At 42.2% G+C, this 22,698-nt stretch carries 27 protein-coding genes and 1 riboswitch; of the genes, 19 read left to right on the top strand and 8 right to left on the bottom strand.

Annotated features, from left to right (window positions below; genetic code table 11):
* Positions 1–572: 572 nt before the first annotated feature.
* The 9 genes from QUB14_RS04790 (at position 573) to QUB14_RS04750 (ending at position 4,700) form a co-directional block, all read left to right on the top strand.
* On the top strand, positions 573–872 hold the full coding sequence (locus tag QUB14_RS04790) for a hypothetical protein (RefSeq protein ID WP_333297093.1): 300 nt from the start codon (positions 573–575) through the stop codon (positions 870–872).
* Between the two features lie 47 nt (positions 873–919).
* A complete protein-coding gene (locus QUB14_RS04785) occupies positions 920–1,249 on the top strand; it encodes a hypothetical protein (protein ID WP_333215549.1) in 330 nt (109 codons plus the stop codon).
* A gap of 378 nt (positions 1,250–1,627) precedes the next feature.
* Entirely contained in the window at positions 1,628–1,909 is a 282-nt protein-coding gene (locus QUB14_RS04780; protein ID WP_333215594.1) for a potassium channel family protein, read from the top strand.
* 489 nt (positions 1,910–2,398) lie between these two features.
* A complete protein-coding gene (locus QUB14_RS04775; RefSeq protein ID WP_190663790.1) occupies positions 2,399–2,671 on the top strand; it encodes a hypothetical protein in 273 nt (90 codons plus the stop codon).
* A 116-nt stretch (positions 2,672–2,787) separates the two neighbouring features.
* The gene (locus QUB14_RS04770; RefSeq protein WP_333215552.1) at positions 2,788–3,006 is read left to right on the top strand and encodes a hypothetical protein; all 219 of its coding nucleotides are present in this window, start codon (positions 2,788–2,790) and stop codon (positions 3,004–3,006) included.
* A 102-nt stretch (positions 3,007–3,108) separates the two neighbouring features.
* Positions 3,109–3,393 (top strand): hypothetical protein, encoded by a 285-nt coding sequence (locus tag QUB14_RS04765; RefSeq protein WP_333215554.1) that lies wholly within the window; start codon positions 3,109–3,111, stop codon positions 3,391–3,393.
* A gap of 6 nt (positions 3,394–3,399) precedes the next feature.
* Positions 3,400–3,672 (top strand): AI-2E family transporter, encoded by a 273-nt coding sequence (locus tag QUB14_RS04760; RefSeq protein ID WP_333215556.1) that lies wholly within the window; start codon positions 3,400–3,402, stop codon positions 3,670–3,672.
* A gap of 11 nt (positions 3,673–3,683) precedes the next feature.
* Positions 3,684–3,824, top strand: coding sequence for a hypothetical protein (locus tag QUB14_RS04755; RefSeq protein WP_333215558.1), 141 nt, complete (start codon positions 3,684–3,686; stop codon positions 3,822–3,824).
* Positions 3,825–3,890: 66 nt separating this feature from the next.
* Positions 3,891–4,700 carry a glucose 1-dehydrogenase gene (locus tag QUB14_RS04750; RefSeq protein ID WP_333215560.1) on the top strand — a complete coding sequence of 270 codons (810 nt, stop codon included), beginning with the start codon at positions 3,891–3,893 and terminating at the stop codon, positions 4,698–4,700.
* A gap of 346 nt (positions 4,701–5,046) precedes the next feature.
* On the opposite strand, the gene QUB14_RS04745 is transcribed toward QUB14_RS04750, so the two are convergent.
* Together QUB14_RS04745 and QUB14_RS04740 are read right to left on the bottom strand one after the other, a co-directional pair.
* The gene (locus tag QUB14_RS04745; protein WP_333215562.1) at positions 5,047–6,342 is read right to left on the bottom strand and encodes a voltage-gated chloride channel family protein; all 1,296 of its coding nucleotides are present in this window, start codon (positions 6,340–6,342) and stop codon (positions 5,047–5,049) included.
* Positions 6,343–6,489: 147 nt separating this feature from the next.
* Positions 6,490–8,112, bottom strand: a complete 1,623-nt coding sequence (locus tag QUB14_RS04740) for a cation:proton antiporter (protein WP_333215595.1) — start codon at positions 8,110–8,112, stop codon at positions 6,490–6,492.
* A gap of 91 nt (positions 8,113–8,203) precedes the next feature.
* A riboswitch (Fluoride riboswitch) is annotated at positions 8,204–8,292 on the bottom strand.
* Positions 8,293–8,387: 95 nt separating this feature from the next.
* Between QUB14_RS04740 and QUB14_RS04735 the strand changes: the two genes are divergently transcribed.
* From QUB14_RS04735 to QUB14_RS04715, 6 genes are all read left to right on the top strand, one after another.
* Positions 8,388–8,708, top strand: a complete 321-nt coding sequence (locus QUB14_RS04735) for a glutathione binding-like protein (protein WP_333215564.1) — start codon at positions 8,388–8,390, stop codon at positions 8,706–8,708.
* Positions 8,709–8,845: 137 nt separating this feature from the next.
* Positions 8,846–9,037 (top strand): hypothetical protein, encoded by a 192-nt coding sequence (locus QUB14_RS04730; protein ID WP_333215566.1) that lies wholly within the window; start codon positions 8,846–8,848, stop codon positions 9,035–9,037.
* 109 nt (positions 9,038–9,146) lie between these two features.
* Positions 9,147–10,244 (top strand): HAMP domain-containing sensor histidine kinase, encoded by a 1,098-nt coding sequence (locus QUB14_RS04725; RefSeq protein WP_333215567.1) that lies wholly within the window; start codon positions 9,147–9,149, stop codon positions 10,242–10,244.
* A gap of 42 nt (positions 10,245–10,286) precedes the next feature.
* A complete protein-coding gene (locus tag QUB14_RS28700) occupies positions 10,287–10,523 on the top strand; it encodes a cation-transporting P-type ATPase (RefSeq protein ID WP_445251816.1) in 237 nt (78 codons plus the stop codon).
* A 7-nt stretch (positions 10,524–10,530) separates the two neighbouring features.
* On the top strand, positions 10,531–10,668 hold the full coding sequence (locus QUB14_RS04720) for a hypothetical protein (RefSeq protein ID WP_333297091.1): 138 nt from the start codon (positions 10,531–10,533) through the stop codon (positions 10,666–10,668).
* Positions 10,655–10,840 (top strand): cytochrome b6-f complex subunit PetN, encoded by a 186-nt coding sequence (locus QUB14_RS04715; RefSeq protein WP_333215569.1) that lies wholly within the window; start codon positions 10,655–10,657, stop codon positions 10,838–10,840. The genes QUB14_RS04720 and QUB14_RS04715 overlap by 14 nt, the downstream gene beginning before the upstream one ends.
* Before the next feature lie 151 nt (positions 10,841–10,991).
* Here the strand turns inward: QUB14_RS04715 and QUB14_RS04710 are convergent, their stop codons facing one another.
* Genes QUB14_RS04710 through QUB14_RS04700 form a run of 3 tightly spaced genes read right to left on the bottom strand, consistent with a single transcriptional unit; the run spans position 10,992 to position 14,296 of the window.
* Entirely contained in the window at positions 10,992–12,485 is a 1,494-nt protein-coding gene (locus QUB14_RS04710; RefSeq protein WP_333215571.1) for a P-loop ATPase, Sll1717 family, read from the bottom strand.
* A 23-nt stretch (positions 12,486–12,508) separates the two neighbouring features.
* A complete protein-coding gene (locus QUB14_RS04705) occupies positions 12,509–13,861 on the bottom strand; it encodes a KGGVGR-motif variant AAA ATPase (RefSeq protein ID WP_333215573.1) in 1,353 nt (450 codons plus the stop codon).
* A gap of 3 nt (positions 13,862–13,864) precedes the next feature.
* Positions 13,865–14,296, bottom strand: coding sequence for a HEPN domain-containing protein (locus QUB14_RS04700; protein WP_333215575.1), 432 nt, complete (start codon positions 14,294–14,296; stop codon positions 13,865–13,867).
* 40 nt (positions 14,297–14,336) lie between these two features.
* On the opposite strand from QUB14_RS04700, the gene QUB14_RS04695 reads away from it, so the two are divergent.
* Positions 14,337–14,585 (top strand): cation transporting ATPase C-terminal domain-containing protein, encoded by a 249-nt coding sequence (locus QUB14_RS04695; protein ID WP_333215577.1) that lies wholly within the window; start codon positions 14,337–14,339, stop codon positions 14,583–14,585.
* Positions 14,586–14,680: 95 nt separating this feature from the next.
* Here QUB14_RS04695 and QUB14_RS04690 read toward each other — a convergent pair whose 3' ends face one another.
* Positions 14,681–15,280: a glutathione S-transferase family protein gene (locus QUB14_RS04690; RefSeq protein ID WP_333215578.1), complete on the bottom strand. Its 600-nt coding sequence runs from the start codon at positions 15,278–15,280 to the stop codon at positions 14,681–14,683.
* Between the two features lie 817 nt (positions 15,281–16,097).
* On the opposite strand from QUB14_RS04690, the gene QUB14_RS04685 reads away from it, so the two are divergent.
* Both QUB14_RS04685 and QUB14_RS04680 read left to right on the top strand, forming a co-directional pair.
* The gene (locus QUB14_RS04685; protein ID WP_333215580.1) at positions 16,098–17,468 is read left to right on the top strand and encodes a condensation domain-containing protein; all 1,371 of its coding nucleotides are present in this window, start codon (positions 16,098–16,100) and stop codon (positions 17,466–17,468) included.
* Positions 17,469–17,554: 86 nt separating this feature from the next.
* Complete coding sequence (locus QUB14_RS04680; protein ID WP_333215582.1) at positions 17,555–18,655, top strand: glycosyltransferase family 4 protein; 1,101 nt, start codon at positions 17,555–17,557, stop codon at positions 18,653–18,655.
* Positions 18,656–18,776: 121 nt separating this feature from the next.
* On the opposite strand, the gene QUB14_RS04675 is transcribed toward QUB14_RS04680, so the two are convergent.
* Positions 18,777–19,742, bottom strand: a complete 966-nt coding sequence (locus QUB14_RS04675; protein WP_333215584.1) for a glycosyltransferase family 2 protein — start codon at positions 19,740–19,742, stop codon at positions 18,777–18,779.
* Between the two features lie 48 nt (positions 19,743–19,790).
* Complete coding sequence (locus QUB14_RS04670) at positions 19,791–21,728, bottom strand: hypothetical protein (RefSeq protein WP_333215586.1); 1,938 nt, start codon at positions 21,726–21,728, stop codon at positions 19,791–19,793.
* Between the two features lie 55 nt (positions 21,729–21,783).
* Between QUB14_RS04670 and QUB14_RS04665 the strand changes: the two genes are divergently transcribed.
* The gene (locus QUB14_RS04665) at positions 21,784–22,407 is read left to right on the top strand and encodes a TenA family protein (protein ID WP_333215588.1); all 624 of its coding nucleotides are present in this window, start codon (positions 21,784–21,786) and stop codon (positions 22,405–22,407) included.
* Positions 22,408–22,698: the final 291 nt, after the last annotated feature.

Here is a 22,698-nt window from a genome sequence, read left to right as displayed (position 1 = left end):
CATACTCTACAACCCTTTCGACAATTTCAACATACAATTTATTGCTCTTGGGTCACTCTGATGGGAGTATAATAGCCGAAAACGACCCAAACTCAGTTGCTGTCTATGGATGAAGCCCGCCCATCTCTACCCACCATCAATTTTATTTATGAATATTGTGCCTCCTGGGGGGGTGACAAACCGCCGGAAACCCATAGTTAGTAAGGATTGAGTTAACTTGTGGTAAAAAAAGATAGGCAACAGAATTGTTAAACGCTTGCTTATCCAAAAAAATAATGATACGAAGATTCTACCCGACTCATTTACAAAAATACCTGACGCCATCTCAGCTTTTGATGATAACAACCAAGTATCCTTGATGAAATCTGAAAAACAAGTGAAATTAGAACGGCTATCCCGAGTATTTCCCTGTCTAATTACAGCCGAAAGTCGGCGACGTAAATTACAAAAGTTTTTAGATTTGCCGAACTTAACGATCGAATTAATTTGGTTCCCATTAATTACTGAACTGATTGGTTGACCACTTATTGCCGTGTTGGTCAAAGCTTATCAATATCAATCGAGCTCAGTCAATGGGTGTATTAATCTCTTCATGGTTAGTTAGCTTAATCTGGAAGCGAAGAGCAATTCCATTATACTGGTCATTGTTGCCCAATTTGGGCAGCAGCAACTTCGAGGAACAAACTACAAATCTACGGCAAATTTTACCATTCTTTTCAGAAGATAAAGTCATCGTTTTAGGAAACCGGGAATTTTGCGAGTTCGACTTAGGAAACTGGCTGAAGGAAAAGGGTGTGTTTTTTGGTTTAATTAAGACTCAAGAGGAATCATTGTATCGAAATAAAACATTTATTTTGGTAACGGTTAGATGAATTAGGAATCCTGCTGTGGAATCTCTTGATATTGTCAAGGTAAAAGAGTGAGAAAAACTAAACCTGCAACTGGATTTGATGTTGCTTGTAAGTGGAAAAGAAAATCTGGGGCATGGCAGGTTGATGAAGCGTGGTTTATTCTCACAGGTTTAGGGTCATTGCCGGCAGCGATTCCCTACGGGATAGCTTCGCTTCACGATGCTTACAAGCAACGGATGGGCATTGAAGAAATGTTTCGAGATTGTCAAACAGGAGGCTACGATCGGGAAAGAACTAGCTTAAAAGGCAACCGATTGATTAACATAATTATGTTCGTGACACTCGCCTACAGTTTGGCAATATTTGAAGGCATTGAAATTCGGAAAAAGCAGGCATGAAAATATGTATTTCGGCGTCAATAACCTAAAAAAAATATCGAATACGGAGTACATTTGGTGTTGGCGCCAGATGGAGAAAAGTGGGTTAATTATCTCGAACAATATTCTTCTGAGGTGGAACAGTTAATCAAGTTAACTCGAAATAAACGCTGTTTTTATCCACAAGGTATGCGGGCTGCAACCCTGATTCGGTCTATCTCCTAAGCCTCTTTGTCACCCCCCTAGGGGTTTTCAACCTCGATTCTCCATCCTGTCGCACAGAATTTATTCTGGCTACTGAATTCTGGATTATTCTGTAAACTGATAGCGATCGTCACCCTAATTGGAGTGGCTGGAAGTTAGGCGTTTGAGTGCGAATTTCCTAATGGTAGTGCTGGCATTAATGACTATGGCACCGCGCTGTGGTTGACGGGAATGTTGATGAGCACGATCGCCTCTGATTACTTTCCGAAAACAGCCCAAGGGCAGGTGCTTTGTTTTTTCCTGGCGTTGTGTGCGATCGGCGTATGTGGTTATTTGACAGCAGCGCTGACCACATTTTTTGTGAGTCAGGATGCTGAGAGCGATCGAGCAGAAATAGCGGCTACAGAACAATTCAAGCTGTGGAAACAGAAATTACTGCACTGCCAAGGTTCAAGCCTGCTTGACGAAAAGGTTTAGGCCTGTGAATTGCTGACCTTGGATTTGAGCATGAAGTCGATCGCTCTCGATGCGATACTAGAGAAACGATGATGTCTGTCCAATTATAGATAACCTTTTACTCTAAACTATTCCAACCGAGAGATGATATTTAAAATTTGTAATTTTACTATAAAAATACCCTTTAACCACTAAAATAAAAAGCCTTTAAAAGGATGGTAAAAACAAGCCAAATAAATTCATGATAGGGGATAAAAAAAACTCGACGCAGGATAAATTCCATATTTAACTGTTCAAAACGTTAACAGTTTTTATATGATTTAGTGGCTAAATTTCTAGGACTTTGATCCACTGTGGATAATTAAATCAATGTCATCTCCACTCCTGACTTGCATTTAATTCGAGTTTTTTATGATCCTTGTCCTCTAAAGCTTGTAGTATCGTTCCCGAAAAGGCTCGCAGTATTGAAGGTTAACCTGGTCCTATTTATTAGATTGACACGAGAAACTCATGGAAAACACATTGTTCGATCGCACATTCCGCGACAGCGAAGGCAACATTGTTATAGCTCAGCCGCCAAATCTACCACTGAGTGTGGGGATTGTAGCTAGTTTATTAAAGCTCATTGTTACAACAGGGCAAATTAATTTAGCGTTGGATATAGTAGCCTTTGGCTCTTTGTTTACTTGGGCTTGGGAAGAATTATTTCAAGGCGTTAATTACTTTCGTAGAGCATTAGGTCTGATTGCGCTTGTTGGTCTGATTGCGTGGAAACTTCAATAATTAGGTAAGCATAAATCAAATCAATAAGGTATAGCAAAACCTTTAATCAGGCGGATGAGGAACGGTGGAGAGGTTGACAGGCTGTAAAGGACAATCCAAAAATTAACACCAATCGGATGTGGGAACACCTGAACAATGCTCAACTCATTCGCTACCTGCTAGTCTTTGCGCTTGGCTGGGCGATCGTGCAGGCGTTAGCATATTTTGAAACGGTTCTGATTGTTTTTATTTTTGCAGCTATTCTCGCCTTTCTGCTGAACTCTCCAGTCAAATTTGTATCTCATTTCACCCCTCGTTGCGTAGGGGTAGTGCTGGTGTTTTTACTGGCTTTGTAGCTTCTAGGTGGGTTAATGGCAACGTAAGGATTAGCTACCCTTTCCCAAGCAAAGCATTTATTAGAACAGGCTCCTCAATTTTTAGTCTAGGCGATCGCACTGTTGGAAACACTTCAATCGTTTCTGCTAAAGCGCAATATTACGATCGATTTCAGCACCTTTGAGGCACAACTGCGCCAACAAGTCCTCGGCATCATTGGCATGGGTTTTTCCACAGTGCCAAATCTGTTATTGAATTTGCTAGATGTGATTGTGATTGCGGTGGTTAGTTTCTTTAGGCTGCTAGATGGTAGACGACTAGGGAATCTGATTGTGAGGCTCTTTCCACCAGGCTTACGCGATGATTTGATACGCGCAATTCAAAATAATTTTCTCGGTTTCTTTTGAGGTCGGTTGCTGTTATCAATCTTTTTCGGCATCTCTACCTTTGTGGTGTTTATTTTGCGGGATATTTCCAATGCGCTGGTTATGGCTGCAGTCGCAGGCGCATTTGGCCTGATTCCCGGTATTGGCGCAACGATTGGGATTAGCCTAATCAGCCTGATTATTCTGCCTCAAGGAATTATGCTCAGTTTGAAAGTTTTAGTGGGTTGCATTGTTTTACAGCAGGTTGAAGAAAACTTACTTATGCCCCGTATTATATTATGCAAGGCTCCATTAATATAAATCCAGTCATTATGTTCTTTGCGCTATTAGTGGGGGCGCGAGTCGCTGGATTGGTCGGAGTTTTTCTGTCGCTCCCGATCGCGGGCGTGGTGATCGGCATCCTGGATATTGATGAAATACGTGGGGAAAAGACAGAACAACCTTCTGGTTGATGTTGAAGCTAGTTGTGGTGAGGTTTCGGTTAAGATATTTTGTTTTAAATCTCTGGGAGAGCAATTATGAAAGGTTTAAAGGGAAAAAACGCACTCATTACTGGAGCGAGTTCAGGCATTGGGCAGGCGATCGCCATTCGTCTCGCTCAAGAAGGTTGCAACATTGCCGTTAACTATCGCAAAAGCTTAGAAGAAGCAGAAGATACTGAAGAAATCGCTCTGCAAAAAGCCTGCGGACAAGCATCCGAATGCGGGGTGGAAACGCTATTAGTTCAGGGAGATGTCTCCAAAGAAGACGACATCCTTCGTATGGTGAATAGTGTCATTGATAGATTTGGTAGTCTGGATATCCTGATTAATAATGCTGGGATTCAAACAGAAAGCGCATCCCATGAAGTGCCAACTGATGAATTCGATCGCGTGATGGCAGTCAATTTGCGAGGTGCATATCTCTGTGCGCGGGAAACTATTAAGCATCTGTTAGAGCAGCAGCGCTCTGGGGTGATTATCAATATTTCGAGTGTGCATGAAGTCATTCCCCGCCCGATGTATATCAGCTATTCCATCAGCAAAGGCGGCATGGGAAATCTGACTAAAACCCTAGCGTTGGAATACGCAAACCGAGGCATCCGCGTCAATGCTATTGCGCCCGGTGCAACAATTACACCGATTAATGAAAGCTGGACTGACAATCCAGAACAAAAGGCAGTGGTTGAAAGCCATATCCCAATGGGGCGGGCAGGCACATCGGAGGAAATGGCTGCAGCAGCGGCATTTCTGGCATCAGATGAAGCGGCTTACATTACGGGACAAACGCTCTATATTGATGGTGGATTGACCCTCTATGCTGACTTTCGCGAATCTTGGTCTGCCTAAATTAACTGGGAGATAACTATGGGGAGGAAATAGGTGATCGCTGTCATTTTACCTAAACAAGGATTTTTTTGGGCGATCGCTTTCTTTACTCACCGGACACTAGACTAAACCGCATTCAGGTCTCAGGCAGATATGATTGAACGTGGCAGCCAGGAAGGTATTGCGGACGAGTTAGACCGCAAACATCTCAAGTAGTGGTATCTTGCTGCGTAACAATCAAATAATTCATTGGGGCGATGAACTTGACAGAGAAAAATCATCGATCGCGCTGACGTGACTACGCTCCAAAAATCAATAGTTTCTGCTATTAATGTAAGTCATGAAATTAATTAATTATTTTAACATTTTATTCTGATTTGGGAGCGATTTCCTGGGCGGATTTTTCCGACTTTTGCCCTTTTTTCGTGGGCATAAAATGGTATTTTCCAGCGCCAAGACGCTGTGAGCTATAGATGCCAGCATCACCTGAAAAAAGGTAGCTCATCACACAAGCGATCGCCACAAACACCCCAGATTCTAGTCCAAAAAGTTCAATTCCCATTAAAGTTGCAGCGATCGGTGTATTGGCAGCGCCACCAAAGACTCCAACAAATCCCATTCCTGCCAATAAAGGTGCTGGTAATCCCAAGATTAATGACAAAGCATTGCCTAATGTGGCGCCAATAAAAAATAGAGGAGTAACTTCACCGCCCTTAAAACCAGCCCCTAATGTCAACGCCGTTAAACCTATTTTTGCCGCAAAATCCCAAGGCGGTAACTGAGTGTAAAACGCATCGACAATGGTAGGAATACCAAGACCGATATACTTAGTTGAGCCGATCGCCCAAACAGTCAAGGCGACAATAACACCGCCGATTGCCGGGCGTAAAGGAGGGTAGGAAATCTGAGCTTTAAAGAAGTGGCTAATTTGATGAGTTAGTTTCGCAAAAATCATCGCTATAATGCCGAAAATTATGCCAGCTATAATTGCATAAACTAGCCCCATTGGAGTTATGCTTGGTACAAGCGGAGCGTGGCGGTATGGGGTGTGATGCAACCCCAGATTTAAGGTAATGCGATCGCCCACCACTGCTGCAACTAAACAGGGAAAAAGAGCATTGTGGTTAATCGTACCAATCGCTAAAACCTCTAAACCAAAGATAGTTCCAGCTAAGGGAGTTCCAAAAACCGAAGCAAATCCTCCACTAATCCCCGCCATTAATAAAGTTCGGCGCTCCCTGGGTTTAAAGTCGAATATTTTAGTCAACTGATCGGCAAGGGATGCCGCTATTTGTAGGGCTGTCCCTTCCCGACCTGCTGAACCTCCAAATAAATGGGTTAAATTTGTCCCTAACAGCACCATAGGAGCCATTCGTAAGGGAATAATGCTTTGGGGATGATGAATCTTTTCGAGTAAAAGATTATTTCCGGCTTCTACTTTTTTGCCATATTTATGATAAATCCAACCGCTGAAGAATCCACCTAGGGGTAGTAAGGCGATCGCCCATAAATGAGATTCTCGCCAATTGGTTGCCCATTCTAAAGATGCGAGGAGAGCGGCGGAACCAAGGCCGGAAAGCATACCAACGATACAAGAAATAATGAACCACTTGCTGAGTTGCAGAATGACTGTGAACTGCTCAAGTTGAGGGAGACTTTTCATAAGGAAGGATTCTTTTGGATAAATTTAGGCTCGTTGCGATCGAGCCTAAATCGGCGTTAATTATTGCCTGATTATGAACCGCAGAGGGCGCAGAGGACGCAGAGAGGGGAGAAGAGTATCAAGGGGAGATAAAACCCATATTTGGGATTACTTGTAACTAGATTCCACCAAGATGACAGGAATAGGACTGGTTTCTAAGACGGCTTGAGAAACAGAACCTACTAGCACTTCTTCCCAAGGTTGATGCCCTCGTTTTCCGATCGCAATATATGTCACTTGCCGAGCTTGCGCCACGCGGATAATCTCCTCTGGAACTGTACCCGAAAGACTCAGGAACTCATAGCGAATATCTGATAATATTCGTTGTGCTTGTTGTTGTAATTGTAAGTTGGTGCTTTTATCCCCCAGATTATCTACATACAAAACAATCACATCTCCATCACTGCGCCGAGCTAAGTCTGCGGTCTTAGTTAAAACATCTGTTGTTAGAGGGGAAGCGTCTACTGCTGCGAGAAAAACTGGACGACCGGAAATAGCTACTTTGGTCGGGTCAACTTCGCCTTTTTCTAATAGTTTGGGAGCAAAGGTAGGAATTGCCCAAGCACCCAAGGGAGCGGTTACTAAAATAGAGAGAGCTGCGATCGCCAAAATCGTCTCGCCACCAGCAATGCCCTGAGCTAGGGGAATCGCCCCTATCGCCGCCTGTACCGTTGCCTTAGCGGAGTTTCCTGCTAGCAAAAACAGCCGTTCTTTCCCAGTCCAATTACTACCTAAAGTGGAAAGATACAAACCGAGCGATCGCCCAATCAGAGTCCCGATCGCCAACACCAACAGACCAACCAGCAAGGTATTGCCTAATACATTAAGTTGAATACTGGCTCCCAGCAGCACAAACAAAATAATTTCCGCGATCGTCCACAAACTGTCAAAGCCACCCCGCAATCTTCGTGCTAAAGCCGCATCCAACTCAATCAGGAAAAACCCCGCCGCCATGACAGCCAAATAGCCAGAGAAAACCGGAATATGTTCGGCTGATACTACCAGCCCTAGGGCAAAGCCAGCAGCCACTAGGGAGTCCTGAACCGCAGTTTGAGTCCAGTTTTGCTTGACTAATAGTGACACCAAAATTCGAGCAGTCACCCATCCCAACAGCACCCCCAAGGTAATTTGGATGAGGATTTGAAATGGCAGCAATTGCAGAGGGCTGAGGGTGATTCCTAGTAAGGTAATGGCTGTAGCTTTCCCTTGGGACAGAAATGCTAGCAGTAGGCTAAACACCAGCAAAAGCAATACATCTGACAAGGCACTTCCAGTCAGAATCGCATCGGGAATTCCTTTTTTTACTCCCCAACCTAGACTTTTTAACCGCAGCATTCCGGGAACAATTACTGCTGGAGATTCCGCGCCAATGATGCAGCCTAGCAGTAGCCCCGTCAAAAAATCAAACTGAAGTAGCCACATCCCAGCGACAGCAATAGAGATGCCCTCGCAAGCCGCAGGCAGAAAGCCTAATCGCAGCGCCACGGTTCCCTGTTGGGATAGCTTTTCGCGATCGAGTCCTAACCCCGCCTTCATCAAAATCACCATCACGGCAATGGTGCGAAGGGAATTCGCAGCGCCCAAAACCTCTGGGCTAATCACATTCCCCAGTTGCGGGCCTAATAAAATGCCCACCAGCACCATACCTACCAGTGCTGGAGCTTTCAGCCGTCGAGCAATCTGCCCGACAAAAAAGCCCATTAATAAAATCCAGATAATACTTTCTAACATCACGCCACCTTGAAGCTGAATCGATGAAGGTGACTTGTAGGGGAAAGATCGATCGAGGCATCCGCACCATCCTACCCTTCCGCCACAAGTCGGAACAGTAGGAGCCATCAGCCTTTTAAACGTTATGAAGATTATTAATAACGAAGGGCGGTTTCGGCGAGCTCCATCGCCATCATTACTTTTATACCACTATTGAAGCTGATCTTCCATTTCCGTGCCCCTTCCCTAAAGCAGATCGCAAATTGAGCTTTTCCGATTCATTGTTCCCAGCTAGGATGCGTCAAATCTGGGCGATTATTTATAGCTATTTCTATGGCCCTGCCATTGGAAATATTGTGATTGAGCGACTGATTGTGCCGAGTCAGGGCGGCCAAACAGATGAGGCTACAGTCAAAAATGCGATCGCGCCTGCACCAACTGCTATAGAGGCGATCGAGTCGCTAGCTGCGGGTAGCCCCTATCTGCTGGGCAGCGAAGCGAGCATTGCTAATTTCTACGTGATTCCCATCTTTATCTACATTTCCCAAACTCCAGATTTTGAAGTGATTACCCCTCAAACGCCGAAACTGCGGACATGGTGGGAGAAAATGAGTTAGTTGCCCAGCATCAAAAAAGTGTGTCTAAGTGCAATCTAATTGGCAGCAGGAAACCAGAGGAATAGAACTCGAACAGATGTAATCTTTGGCATCTAAATGTTGACCTAATTTGGGGACTGAATTCTCTCCGAGAAGCGATGGCATCACCATTTGGATCGTCTTTATCTAGGATTTTGGCATCAAATTTATTGGTGAGTCAGAATGCCGAGAATGAGGAAGCAGAACTAGCGGGTGCAAAATCAATTCAAGCCGTGTCGGTACAAATTACCGCAATGGGAACTGATATTCAAGCCTGTTTCAGGAGGAGATTTAGACCTGTTACTTGCTAACCTGTTAAAGGCTGAGGCTGCCTCTATACTTGCAAGATTGCTTGCGCGGCCTTATAAATAAGGGAGAAAATCTTGTCTCAACAACCAGTCCTCAAGAAAATCAGAAACGATGTCCAACGAAGCGTCTGACCGTCTTAAACAAAATTCTGAAAAAATTATGGGGATGTGGGAGAAGCGGGCGCGTGAGGAAGTTGGTGCATCAACGCATCAAAATTCTCTTGTCTTGCAAAATTCCCTACCTCTGTACTTAAACCAACTGGTAGATGAACTCTCAAACAGAATTGACAGGACACCTGCCCGAATCACAGCCGACGAGGTAGAAAGCACCCGGATTGGCAAGCTGCATGGGCATGAACGGGCGGGGTATGCTGACTACTCTATCACTCAACTCATTTTCGAGTATCACCTCCTCCGTCAAGTAATATTTCAAGTTTTAGAAGAAGAAGCACCTTTAGGAGTGCGGGATCGAGACATTATTATCGGCTCCATTGAGCAAGCCGTTAATGACGCGGCCACTCAATTCTCCGAAACGCTGCGAGATATTCAAGAACTATTTATGGTGACGCTAACTCACGACCTCAGAAATCCCATCAATGTCGTAAAAATGGGAACTCAACTGACTCTGCGGCGGCTGGAACGAGGAGATACCCACATGGATGTGGCCGCGAGGATGCTCGGTGCGATCAATCGGCTGGATTCGATGATTCAAAATCTGCTTGATGCAAGTCGGCTGCGGGCAGGGCAGAGCTTAAAGATTGAACTTGAAGAATGCGATTTTGAGATGCTAGTCCAAGAGGTGGTAGAAGATTTGACCTTCGCCTATGGAGAGCGGTTTGTTGTGGTTTCTGACCCTGATATCTGGGCTTTTTGCAGCCGTAAAGAAATACGGCGGGTGATTGAAAATTTAGCAATTAACGCTGTGAAATATGGTGCGCCTAGTACGCCGATTACACTCACACTCCAGCAAACTGAAACGCAGATCAGCCTTACTATCCATAATGAAGGCGATCCGATCGCCCTTGACGCTCAATCCATCCTATTTCAACAATTTCGTCGAACCATTTCTGCCGAGGAGCAAACCGGCTGGGGATTAGGATTATTTTTAGCAAAAAATATTACTGAGGCGCATAAAGGGAAACTGGAAGTTAAAAGTGCAGAGGGCAAGGGGACAAGCTTCATCATTAAGTTGCCTAAGGTTCTTCTTTAGTTCGAGGCATTAAGACTAAAAATAAAAATAAGGTATAACATAATGAATCCACCATTAACATTTCCGAGCTCACCCACAGATCTGGAACTTCAGCAGACGCACTCTACAACCGCAGGATTAAGCCGTCAAGATGAAAAACAACGCCTGAGCGAGTACGGCGCAAACAGCCTCAAGCAAAAACACAAATCGACCGCATTGATACTGTTGCTTAATCTGTTCAAGAGTCCGATTATCTTGATTCTAATTTTTGCTGCGATCCGATCGATTTTTCTTCAATAGGCGGCAGATGCCATATTTTGGGACGCTCGTCATTATCAGCGAGTTATTAGGGTTTTGGCAAGAGGGCGGACTCTCGAACGCCGCCGAAAAATTATTGACATTAGTGCAAGTTAAAGCAACTGTTTTGAGCAATGGTCACAATTGAGTCAGGTTATGTAAATCCACTCGATTTGATGGCAATGCTGGCGACCATTGGAGTGACAATAATCCTTCGCTGGACACCTTTGGCAGCGCTGCTCGGATTTCAAACGTTACCGTTGAGTTTTGTGCTGTGGGGGCGATCGTGGTGTTTTACGTTGCTGCTGCCGAGAATGTGAAACGAGGGTTTTACAGTCGCCTAAAATTTGAGTCGTCAAGGCGCAACACTTATCGGTTAAAGCATTAGATATCAAATGAGTTTTAGCTAGGGCATTTTGGGCTGCATAAAAATTAGGTTTTACCTTCTCTACCTAATTTTCAGGTCTTATGCTACTGGGGACGTTTAACCCCGCCTTTCCGTTTAACTTGAAATCCATACAAATAGATTTCAGGCATATTAATTCGTCCATCAGAACGACTTTCTACAATTCCAAGTTGAAGTAAATATTGCAAAATTCCTTCAGGGTTAGTTACAGGTGGTTGTTTTTCAGGACTCCATGTGGTGGACTTTACCGCCTCTAAAAATATTCCCTTGGACATGGGAGCTGTCAGACTGACTAAGCTCGTCTTGAGAGATTCTAACCAAGGATACTCTTCTTGTAATTCCCTAATTCTATCATTGGAAGTATCCATTAAAGCCCCCTGTAAGTCAGACGGTTGCAAAAGTAATTCATTTTGTTCAACAAGAAAGAGCTGTGACATTCGACGTTCTGCGGCTAAGGCAAACAACTTGAGAAAAGAACGTGGCGCAATTCGACCACCAGCATCCTGAAGGTGATTGGGAATCCAGCGATAGGTAATTCCTTTTTTAGCATTAGCCCCCATATACTTACCAATCATCCTTTCGATTAGTTCTTCAAACAATTTTTCATTTGATGTTGCAGTCCAACCCAAGCCAGTTTTGTTTTCAATAATCAACTCTGGGATATTTTGCAAATATTCTGTCATTTCATTACCAGAGTTCGCAAGTCGTTTGACCAAAAGTTGGTAAAGCCATGAATGTTTCCATTCCAATCGAAATTGATGGGCTTGCAGTTTGGAAGCATCAGGAAAACTCAAAAAATCCTCTCGAAATAGATCGGTACGCAAAAAGATTTTGGGTCGTATTCTCTCCCAACGTCGCCACCGATCGAGCCACAAAGCTAAAAGTTCACGAATTGGACTTGCTAAGGCAGTATAGGAAGCAACTAATCGATCTAACTCATCATAAGTGACAAATAACCAATCATCTGCTTCAATGAGTTTTTGATCTAATTTATCTAAGACAGAATTTAAATTTTCAAGATTTTGATTGACAATAGGTTGCCAAATTGATAAGTGAGATAAGTCATCTCTAAGAATGTTGGCTATTTTTGTCTCTATTTGTTCAATAAGAAAATCTTTGAACTTAAAATCTTCTTGCTGTAATAACCCCCCTAAAATTAAACCAATCCAGAAGCTTCGCCATTCAATATTTTTAGCCTTATCCATTTGCCTTTCAACACTCTCTGGCGTTGGAAATCGCTTTTCTGCTGTGCGAGTCCTTCCAAAGCCAGCTATCCACGTCGTTTTGCTTAAGTCAGGCAAGGATCTAATTTCCAAACTTTCAACCAAAGATTCTCGTCCTGAAGGGATTGCGAGTAAACGGAATAATTCGGTTTTTCCTACTCCACGACCTCCTAGTATTAATAATGTATTTCGTTCTAAAGCAAGACGATAATCTGGTATAGGCAAAAAGTTTTTTAAGAATTTCTCCTGATTATCGCTTTCGTGTTCAGCCGTCCCCAGACCAGGGGCAATATCCCTTATTAATTCGAGTAGCTTTTGTTTATTAAATTCACTCATAGTTCTAATGGCTCCACATTTTTTTATTCACGTCCAAAAAGTATACATAATTTTTCTGCAATATCCCGATAAGGAGAATTAGTCATTATCGTTACGAGGTCTGACAGTCTATTTGATTCTTCTGGAGTTGAGTTGCGAGAAAATAGAGCTATGTCTCCGCGTAGGCTCTCCTGATACGGGACAACAACAGGAAAAAATGGTGCTTCTCTATCGTTAGTATTAGGGACAGTTTCATTTTCAGAGTAATAATTTTCTTGAAAAACGCTGTAGGCTTGGTCCCGAAATTCTGTCAATTCTATTTCTCGTCCTGATATTCCGAGCGCTGGAGCCATCGAATGTACAAGAATCAACGGCAAACGCTCCTCAACTCCAGGACTTGCTAAATGGCGAATAACATGGGTTAGTCCAGCCCAACTTTGGCGTGATTGAGTTCCAAAGATGACCGCTGCATGGGAGAGAGCGGTAATCGCCAAGCCACCAATATCGTGAAAACCAGCCCGCGCATCCATCAAAATAAAATCTAATGGTTTTGCTTCGTTGTTTAATTCCCTTAACATATCCACCATTGTACTTTGCAGTTCACCATCCACAAGGTTTTGAAAGTCCAATCTGGCTAATTTTTCCAAGTAATTTTTATCTATCGTCCCCGCCGGAAGTAACTGGATGATTCCGCCCTGCTCTCCTAGCAAAGTCGGCTCATTAATGCTTATCAGATGAGTACGCAGTTTCCAATCATTTTCTTGAATCTTCTTTTCCAATAAATAATCAATTACCCCTAGATTATTGGAGTTATCTCGTGAAAAAATTGTAGCCAAGCCTGGTGCTTCTAAATCGAGGTCAACTATGGCAACTCGATGACCGTTACGGGCTAAACTCAATGCAGTAGCAACCAGGGTACTGGTTCGTCCTACACCTCCTTTGAAAGAGAAAAAAGATACGATCGCAGGCTTATGCTTTTGATAGACTAAATCTTCTGGCCAAGGTGGTGTACCTATGTTCTGATTTGTCCATGCCTGTTTAGCAATGTGACGCTCAAGAATATACCAGCGAGGCACTGATTCATCATCCCAAGATGCTAGAACTCTTTCATTCTTAATAGTATCAATTAAAGCTTTATAACCGTCTTTTTTTACGGGCAGCCAAATATCATTTCCATAGTAACTTCCAAGTTTTGTAGATAAAGAGGTATTAAGATAATTGGTTTCTGATTCTGCAATGCTAATGTTTTCTAAGGCTTCCAGAAAAAGCCTTATTTTTCCTTTAATATCACGAATAATTGTCACAGAATCAAGCTTAGGTACGAGTGAATTAATAATGCTTTGTTCCCTAAAGCATTCCCGCACTCGCTCGAAAGTTTCACCAAAAGAGATTGTCATTTTTTAAATATCCTGGCTAGAAATTGAGCCATTTAGCACTAATTTGGTGATTATTTCTCGGTAAATTTCTTCTGCACGTTGAACGGCAGTTGTTGCGTCAGCTTCAGCCCAAACTCCAGATTTGGAATATCTCCTCTCTGGATGATTTTGAGCTAGAACACTACCAGCTATTCGTGAAGTAGGAAGTTGCCTATCCAGAATAGGATAGAGAACCCGCAAGCGTTCCATTGCCCTTCCTTCAAGTTCAGTGAGGTCATGTCCATATTTTTTTACTGCGCCTCGATCGTGCTTAAAGTGTTGCTCGACAAGAACTTTAAAACAACATTCTACAACATAACCTGCTAGGTAAACGGCGTTGTCCCACCGTTGCTCTACCAAAAGAAGTTGGGCGTCCTGTAAATGGCGACCTGCTGAGTTGGAAAAGGACTCTTGCATTTTTTACTTGCTCCAGAATAATTGAAAATAAAGTTATGGTATGGCGAAAAGGGCTAGCGAGCAATCTCAAGCGGTAGATTTTAGCCGCAAACCCGGAAAATACTTGTTGATGGCAACCCTGGCGATCGTAGGAGTGACAATCATCATGCCCTGGACACCTTTAGGAACCCTGTTCGGATTTCGCTCGTTGCCGTTGAGTTTTATACTGGTTCTGGGGGCGATAGTGGTGTTCTACTTTAGTGCGGTCGAGAATGTAAAAGGAGTGTTTTACAGCCGCGTACAGTTTTAGTTGTCAAGGCGAAGCAGTTATGACTTTGGACAACTGAGAAATGTAACGGTAATCTTCTACACGTATAGTATTTTTAGCCTCATTTAAATTAAATTTCATTGTGTTATGCTAATATATCGAGGCTGATTCTTGACGCGATCGATCCAAGTTTGAATTGCCGGAAATCTCGTTAAATCAAATCCGCCCTCACCAGCAACGTGAGTGTAAGCAAATAAACCGATGTCAGCAATAGTATAGCGATCGCCCGCAAAAAACTCATTTTCTGCTAAATGCTGTTCCATCACCCGCAAAGCAGCATAACCCGGTGCTTGTTTTTGTTGAAGTGCTTCCTGATATTCTTCTGCTTTCCCTGTCATATACCAAAAACGAGAAGTAGCAATAAAAGGTTCGTGACTGTACTGTTCAAAAAACAACCACTGCATGACTTGAGCGCGTTCAAATTTATCCGTGGGGAAAAACTCAGTTTCTTCGCTCAAGTAAAACATAATCGCATTGGATTCAAACAGAAATTTACCCGGTGCGATTTCTAACACCGGAATGCGGCCATTGGGATTTTTGACCAAAAACTCAGGTGTGCGGCTTTTTCCTTGGAGAATATCAATTTCTGTGCGATCGAAGGGAATATTAAGTAGAGTTAAAAGCAAGCGAACTTTATAGCAATTGCCCGAGGGTGAATACTCGTAAAGTTTAAACATAAGTATTTTGTTTAATATGCCGTAGAGAACATAGAGGACGCAGAGTTAAGAAAAAGAGAGACAGATAGATAGAAGTTCACCAATTATAATTGTAGCATTATTTGCGGCTAATGTCAGCATTGCTACGTTCAGAAGTAATAGAGGTAATACCCAATCCTAGGTGGCTACAACTCATAAATATTAGCCCGGGCAGGCGGGCTTTGGTTGACAGGAAAACCCTTGATTTACGCTTCAATAGAGACTATCCCAAATCGCCTATTGGCAAGTTTTTATAAAATTGCTGCCGCCTGTGTAGGTTTAGAGCCTGAATAGGTGATTTTTTGGGCCGGTTCAGCAACGACCGAATCCCTGCAAAATCTGCCTGGTTCGCCACTGGTTGTCGAATATGCACCGCAATTGGAATTGCTAGAAAAAAGCTGAACTACCTATTAACTCTTGTGCGAGGAATATTACACGGGAATCTTTAACTAATGGCGTGCCGATGGCAGCAATTCCTTCCTATTTCCAATGATCCACCACGGGTAGCGGCACGTATAGTTGGGTCAGGATGTGGTGAAGCTGTACCTCTCAAGCAGTTAAATGTGTCTAAGCTAAGAACTGCTATTCACAACGTCTTGGCAGAAGATTCTTATCAAAGGAACGCGCTCAGGTTACAATAGGGAATTAACAAAGCAGGGGGGAAGAGCAGAGCAACTGATATTATTGAACAGATAGTATCTATAGGGAAGCCTGTGTTAAGATATGAGACACAACTCAATTTGGGATAATTGAGCAATTGCATAGATGTAGATAAAATTTGAAATCCGAGAAAATTAAAATGAAATCTTTGAGCAGAAAACTTGGTTTGGTAGAAATGTGGATGGCGCTAGGCCATGAGGTGGGAGGTGGACTAATTGTAAATGTTGTCTATCTGGAAGGGATTTTAACACCGGATGTTTTTCAACAAGCTCTTAAATTAGTCCAACAGCGTCATCCCATGCTCCAAGTTTACATTGTTGAGTGTGAGGATGGATTATATTTTCAATCGACAGGAATAACGGAAATTCCAGTACAAGTTATATACATACAAGATGAAAATGAAACCATTAAAATTGCTGAAAAAGAACTACATACAAAATTCACACCAGGCAAAAATCCTCTGTGTCGTTTAACTATTTTGTATTCTCATAAACATCAAAATACCTGTGAAATGATTATTACCTTTCATCATGGAATTGTAGATGGGATATCATGTATGCGCTTTATTGATGACCTGTTATTTTTTTATCAGCTAATTAATGAAGGAAAGAATATATCTCAAGTAGAATCACTAGAATTTATTCCTCCCATAGAAACTTTAATAAATTATAATATCCCCAGTCAAAATCCAAGGGAAAATCATCAACTCGCAAATGAACAACCAACTCTACCACCACAATTAATTATTGAACATCAAGCATCCGAAAACGAACGTTTTACTCGGATGCTACCGCGAATCCTTAGTCAAGAAAAGACTAAGATACTAATTGATAAATGCAAACAAGAAAAAACCACTGTGCATGGTGCTATGTGTGCGGCAATGCTATTCGCTGCTGGTAAATTACTATCAATAGATACACAGGTAAATTTCTCCTATGGTTTACCTGTAAATTTGAGAAAATATTGTGAGCCTGAAATCACAGACCAAAATCTAGGTTGTTTTATATCTGCGCTCGGTTTTAATCAGTTAATTGAGCCAAAGACATCTTTTTGGGATTTAGCTAGAGAATGTAAATGCCGAATACATGATTCTTTAATTAGCGGTGTCCATCTAACTCGACTACTACAAGGTAAATTACGTAATCTTGACATGGATACCATGAAGGAACTCGTGATTAAGTCTATGGTGAGTAAAGAAGATACTATGGGAAGAAATAATCTTTTTTCAATTTCCAATAGAGGCAAATTTCAATTTCGACATCAAGCCGATAAGCTAAAGGTTAAGAAATTATACTTTGCTACTCCTCACCATATTAGTGGTGATTGTTTTTGGTTAGATGTTCTCACGCTAAATGAGCAGTTATTTTGCAATTTTATTTATGTACAACCTGTAATAAGCGATCGAACAGCACAGTTATTTGCTGATGATGTGATGATAGTCATAGAAAAAGTGTGTATCAATCAAAATTCGACGTTAACCATGTTGTGTGAGTCAGTGACACACAATTAAATACTCTTAATTTTTGAAATTATTTGACAAAAATATAAGTTTAGTATACAATATTTATGTCAAAAGTTTTGTAAAACTCCAATAATATGAACTGGGACAATAACTCAATTGTAATTTATTCCAATTTTCCATTTCATGTAGAAGATTGGTCTCCTTTATCTGTGACTCAAGGTATTGGCGGAAGCGAGGAAGCGATCATTTACTTAAGTCAAGAATTCGTTAAGTTAGGCTACGCGGTTACTGTTTTTAATCGATGCGGTGATATGGAAGGGGAATATAATGGAGTAGTTTATCAGTCTGTTGATAAATTTAATCCCCAAGATAACTTTAATGTCTTAATCTTTCATCGGGCTTGGAAACAACCTATGCTAATGAAAGTGAAAGCCAGAAAAACTGCGGTGTGGATGCACGACAACCCGCAATTATTTCCTTCTGTAGAAGAGTTTCAGCGTTTAGAATTTCTGGCAAGTTTTGACAAACTTTTTATGTTGTCAAATTTTCATAAATCTCTGCTGCCAGACTGGATTCCTGAAGACAAGATTTTTTTAACAACCAATGGGATTAATCGGGAAGATTTCAACTTAACAGGAATTGCTAGAAATCCCAAGAGACTAATCTCGATTAGCGATTATACAAGAGGCATTGAAAATTTACTGACTCAATGGGATCAAGTTCTCAAAGAAGTGCCAGATGTTGAATTGCATATTTTTTATGGATGGCAAGGAGTTGATGCTTTAATTAATTCACCTTATCTTGATAGATTTCCAAAATTACCAGAGAAAAAAGAACGACTTTTACAACTTTTCGCTCAGAAAAATGTCTATGAACATGGCAGAATTGGACACAAAAAATTGGTGGAAGAATTATTCAAATCTGGCATCTGGGTTTATCCTTGTCATACTGCTGCGGAGATTTTCTGTATTAGTGCTTGGAAAGCGCAAGCTGCTGGTTGTGTTCCGGTGGTGACAACTTATGCAGGTTTAGATGAAACTGTGAAATCAGGTATCAGAATTAAGGGACCTGCTGGCGATGAGGAAACTAATAATGCTTTTATTGCAGCAGTGATAGACTTGCTAAAAAATCCTGAAAAACAAGAATCTTTAAGACAGGAAGCATTATATCTTAAAGATTCATTTGGCTGGGATAGAGTCGCTCAACAATGGCATCAGGAGTTTATCTCCGCTTAAATCAGGTAGAAAATAATGAATCCCGATCCGGCATTTTGGAGCTTGTCCAGGGTTCAGGTGATTCAGCAGACGCACCATACAACCGCAGGGTTAAGCCATCAAGATGGTAAACAAGTCCTGCTTATTTATCATTTTTTTGACGAAATGGATCGAAACCAGCCACTTCTGCCAGCGTATAAAGCGGGCGGCCCTTCACCTCTTCGTAAATACGCCCTATATACTGGCCCAAAATCCCAATACTAACCAACTGCACCGCACCCAAAAAGAAAACCGCCATAATCACAATTGTCAAACCAGTTAATGCCGAACCCGCAGAGAAAAGACGCCAATACAAAACCAAAAAAGCCATCAAAACAGACACGAAAGCCGAAAACAAACCCAAATAAATCGACAGTTGCAAAGGAACTTTTGAAAAAGACACTAAACCGTTCATCGCCAAAGCAAAAGATTTACTGAAGGTATACTTAACATCGCCAGCAAAACGCGGATCGCGTTCAAACTTAACCGCCGTTTGTTTAAAACCAATCCAAGCGCGCAGTCCCCGAATGTAGCGGTTGCGTTCAGGCATCGCATTGAGCACGTCCACCACGCACCTATCCATCAAACAAAAATCTCCCGTATCTATGGGAATATCAACATCAGCAAGATTCCGCAAAATGCGATAATACATATAAGCGGGCAACCGCTTAAACCAACCCTCTTGACGGCGGTGAGTGCGCTGAGCGTAAACAACTTGATAGCCCTGCCGCCACTGTTCTACCATATCTATAATTAGCTCTGGCGGGTCTTGCAAATCACCGTCCATGATGACTACAACTTTACCAGTAGAAAAGTTTAAACCAGCAGTTACAGCTATTTGATGACCGAAATTGCGAGCAAAACTAAGGTAGCAAATTCGCGAATCTTTTTCGTGCAATTCTCGCAAAAGTTCGAGAGAGCGATCGCGGCTACCATCATTAATTAAAATTAATTCTACTGGGCCGTCTAGCCGATCCATCACGGCACTAATTCGCCGATACAATTCAGCGAGATTTTCTTCTTCGTTATAGATGGGAATTATCAAGGAATATTTAGGTGCATTGTTCATCGCTGTTTCTATTTGTAAATCTGGTTTTAAAATGTCACATCAAAAAAATTATTTTTTTACAAACACGCTCAGCGGCTCCATCGACCATTTTTGTACGTAAGTTTGATTTTTGACAACCATGTCTTTTCCTTGTCTGCCGTCATTTTTGGTAGCAGAGTAAATTATCGCACAAGGGATAAAACTTTTGTAAGGTTCCGAGTTTAGTTTTTGCTTGACAACTGGATCTATAGTAGAAATATGTTCGATGCGGGGTGCTGGTTTTCCCGGCTCTGGAAACATTACCCACAAGGGATATTCCCAGACATTTTTAGCCCAAAATGACAGTCCTATATTCGTGCAGTTTTGAGATTTAACAAAATCTACTGCTGTATTGTAAGCAACCTCGATTTTCGGTCTGCTTGCAAAGTAAAGATCGTGTCTGCTGCTATTAAAAATGTTACCATCTCCCAGGAGAGGTTTCAATTGGTTGTGAAAACTCCAAGGAAGCGACATTAAAATCAGAATTGCGCTCAAATAATTGGCTATTTTATGATTTGATAATTGCGATACTGCTAATCCAAATATTGGCGAAAATAATACAAATATTGACAGGTGGTGGCGACCATGCCAAGGCTGCAATTTTAGCAAAAAACACAGCAGTAAAAAGGTAGTTATTACAGCAATTAAATAAGTTATTACTATTTTTGTTTTTCTCAACGTTTGGGTCTTAAAGATAAGTGCGCCTGCGGCAAATATCAGCCAAAAGTGAATGGGATTTGTAGCTGTGTTTTCATTAAATGAGGGTGTGGCGATCGCAAATACTTGTCCGGGAGGCCAAGTGATGCGGGCGTCGTTTGTCGCTACGCCCAATATTCTGTGCAGGATGTTAATCACTCCCACGATCGCACCGTTAATGCGGGAAATCCTCGTACCCGCTTGCATACCTAAATTTCTAATTACATTTGACAGGAAAGTTGGCAGCGTAAATACTTCTATTTTATATTCTTTAGTAAAATCTTGAGGCGCTCCGATCGCATAACCGAACAAATCGTAATTTCGCCAAAAGTGACCGACATTCAAAACAAAAGTGACAGCGCCTATTATCAAAATAGGTTGCAGCATCTTTCCTCGAAAGCCTTTAATTCCTCCTACAATAAACCAAACAATAAAAGGCAAACAAAATATATAAGCTGTCGTTTTTGTCAAGAGAGCAAGACCCAAACTCGCACCGATTTTGAAAGTATTAAACCCCGTGATTCCAGCCCAGAGTCCTGCTAAACCGCAGCAAACAAAACACACTACCCAGAAACATACAGCATAATCGTTTTGAGTGCTAGAACCTTGGAGGATACCCATCGGCAAAGTCGCAGCAAAAACAGCAGCAAAAACTTGACCGCGCAAATTAGCGCCCAGTTGCTTAGCAATTAAAGAAACTGCGATCGCGCTGCCCACCATACTCAACCACTGTACCAAATTAGCATAGCGATCGCCCCCGCTTAAAATCTGAAAGTGCATAATCGCAAACTCAGCCCCCGGCGGGTGAAACAACTGCGGCACGTAAGAAGTAGGATAATGCTCGACAGTGCGGTTTTGCATCCAGTGAGCAACCCGGCTCATGTGATAAGTCATCGAATCCCAATTGTTAGGCGGTGCAACTACAGCAATTAAACCAACTGCAGCAAAAATAAACAATACACCGCCTACCAATCCCGCTAAGACACTAGGAAATTTCTCGTCTTGATTTTTCTCAAAAATCGGCTTGACACTTTTAAATTTTAGATAAACCATCAAGCCCATAATATTTGCTAACAACCACAGCGCCAACACCCACTCAAAAGTCAGCAACCTAAATAAACTTAAAATTTCAGTAGATAAAGCAACAATAACTCCCCAAACAATTGCTGCGGACAAAATAGCGCTGCGCCAACAATTATCTATTTTCTCAAATATGAGAAACAAAAGCCCCAGAGCCACCAATGGAATCAAGCCAAATATATCTGTTATCATAGATGTTTAGCGGGAATTTAAAAACTACAATCTTAACCGATAGATTAAAAATCGCATGAAAACCTCCAATTATCTGTGGCAAGCAAATCAAGACTTAAGCGAAGCTTGTCTGCAACATCCCTTTGTCAGAGGCCTTGCTGACGGCAGCCTCCCCCAAAATAGTTTTGCATATTACGTTGCACAAGACGCATTTTTTCTGGGAGCCTTCGCTCGCGCTTACAGTATCGCTGCAGCAAAAGCACCCGACTGGGAGGGGTTTGAAATCCTCCACAATCTCGGTAGCGGTGTTTTAGAAGAACTTCGGTTGCATCAAGGATATGCAGGCAAATGGGGGGTAAACTTGCAAGAGGCTAAACCGGGAATCGCTACCCGCCGCTACACAGATTTTTTATTAGCCACAGCCTGGGGAAGCGGTGTCGGTTTGACAGTAGCCGCGATGACTCCTTGCTTGCGGTTGTATGCTTTTTTGGGACAGCAGCTAGCTAAACCTCATATACCGGAACACGCCTTTAGCGACTGGATTTCCACCTATAACAGCCCTGATTTTGAGATTTTAGCAAAACGGCTGGAAAGTTTGGTCGATCGCTACGCAGAAGCTGGGCCGGAAGTAGAAGCAACCTATCGCTACGCTATGCTGTGTGAAAGAGACTTTTTTCAGGCAGCTTGGGAAATAGAGTAAATTAAGTTTGGGCAAAAAAGATGGATAATTATCTTAAGCTACCTACACCCACGCAGCAAATTTAACGCTCATGTACAGCAGGAATGTAGCAAATAATTTCATAAGACATCTCCCAAAACTCGTAAAGCTTATCTGGCCAAGGCTTTGCGAATTATAACTCTTCTCAAAAATCTCTGCCTTCTAACACGGGTTAATCAGGCTTTGAGCTAGTTTCAGTTAATTTAGAACCCAAATCTAGATAGGGTAGCACTGCTATTTAGGCCCCACTGTCTTCTGGTTTTAATTGTGGCA

This window comes from Microcoleus sp. B3-D2 (assembly GCF_036705345.1).
Taxonomy (GTDB): domain Bacteria; phylum Cyanobacteriota; class Cyanobacteriia; order Cyanobacteriales; family Microcoleaceae; genus Microcoleus.
This window is presented reverse-complemented; position numbering and strand designations above follow the sequence as displayed.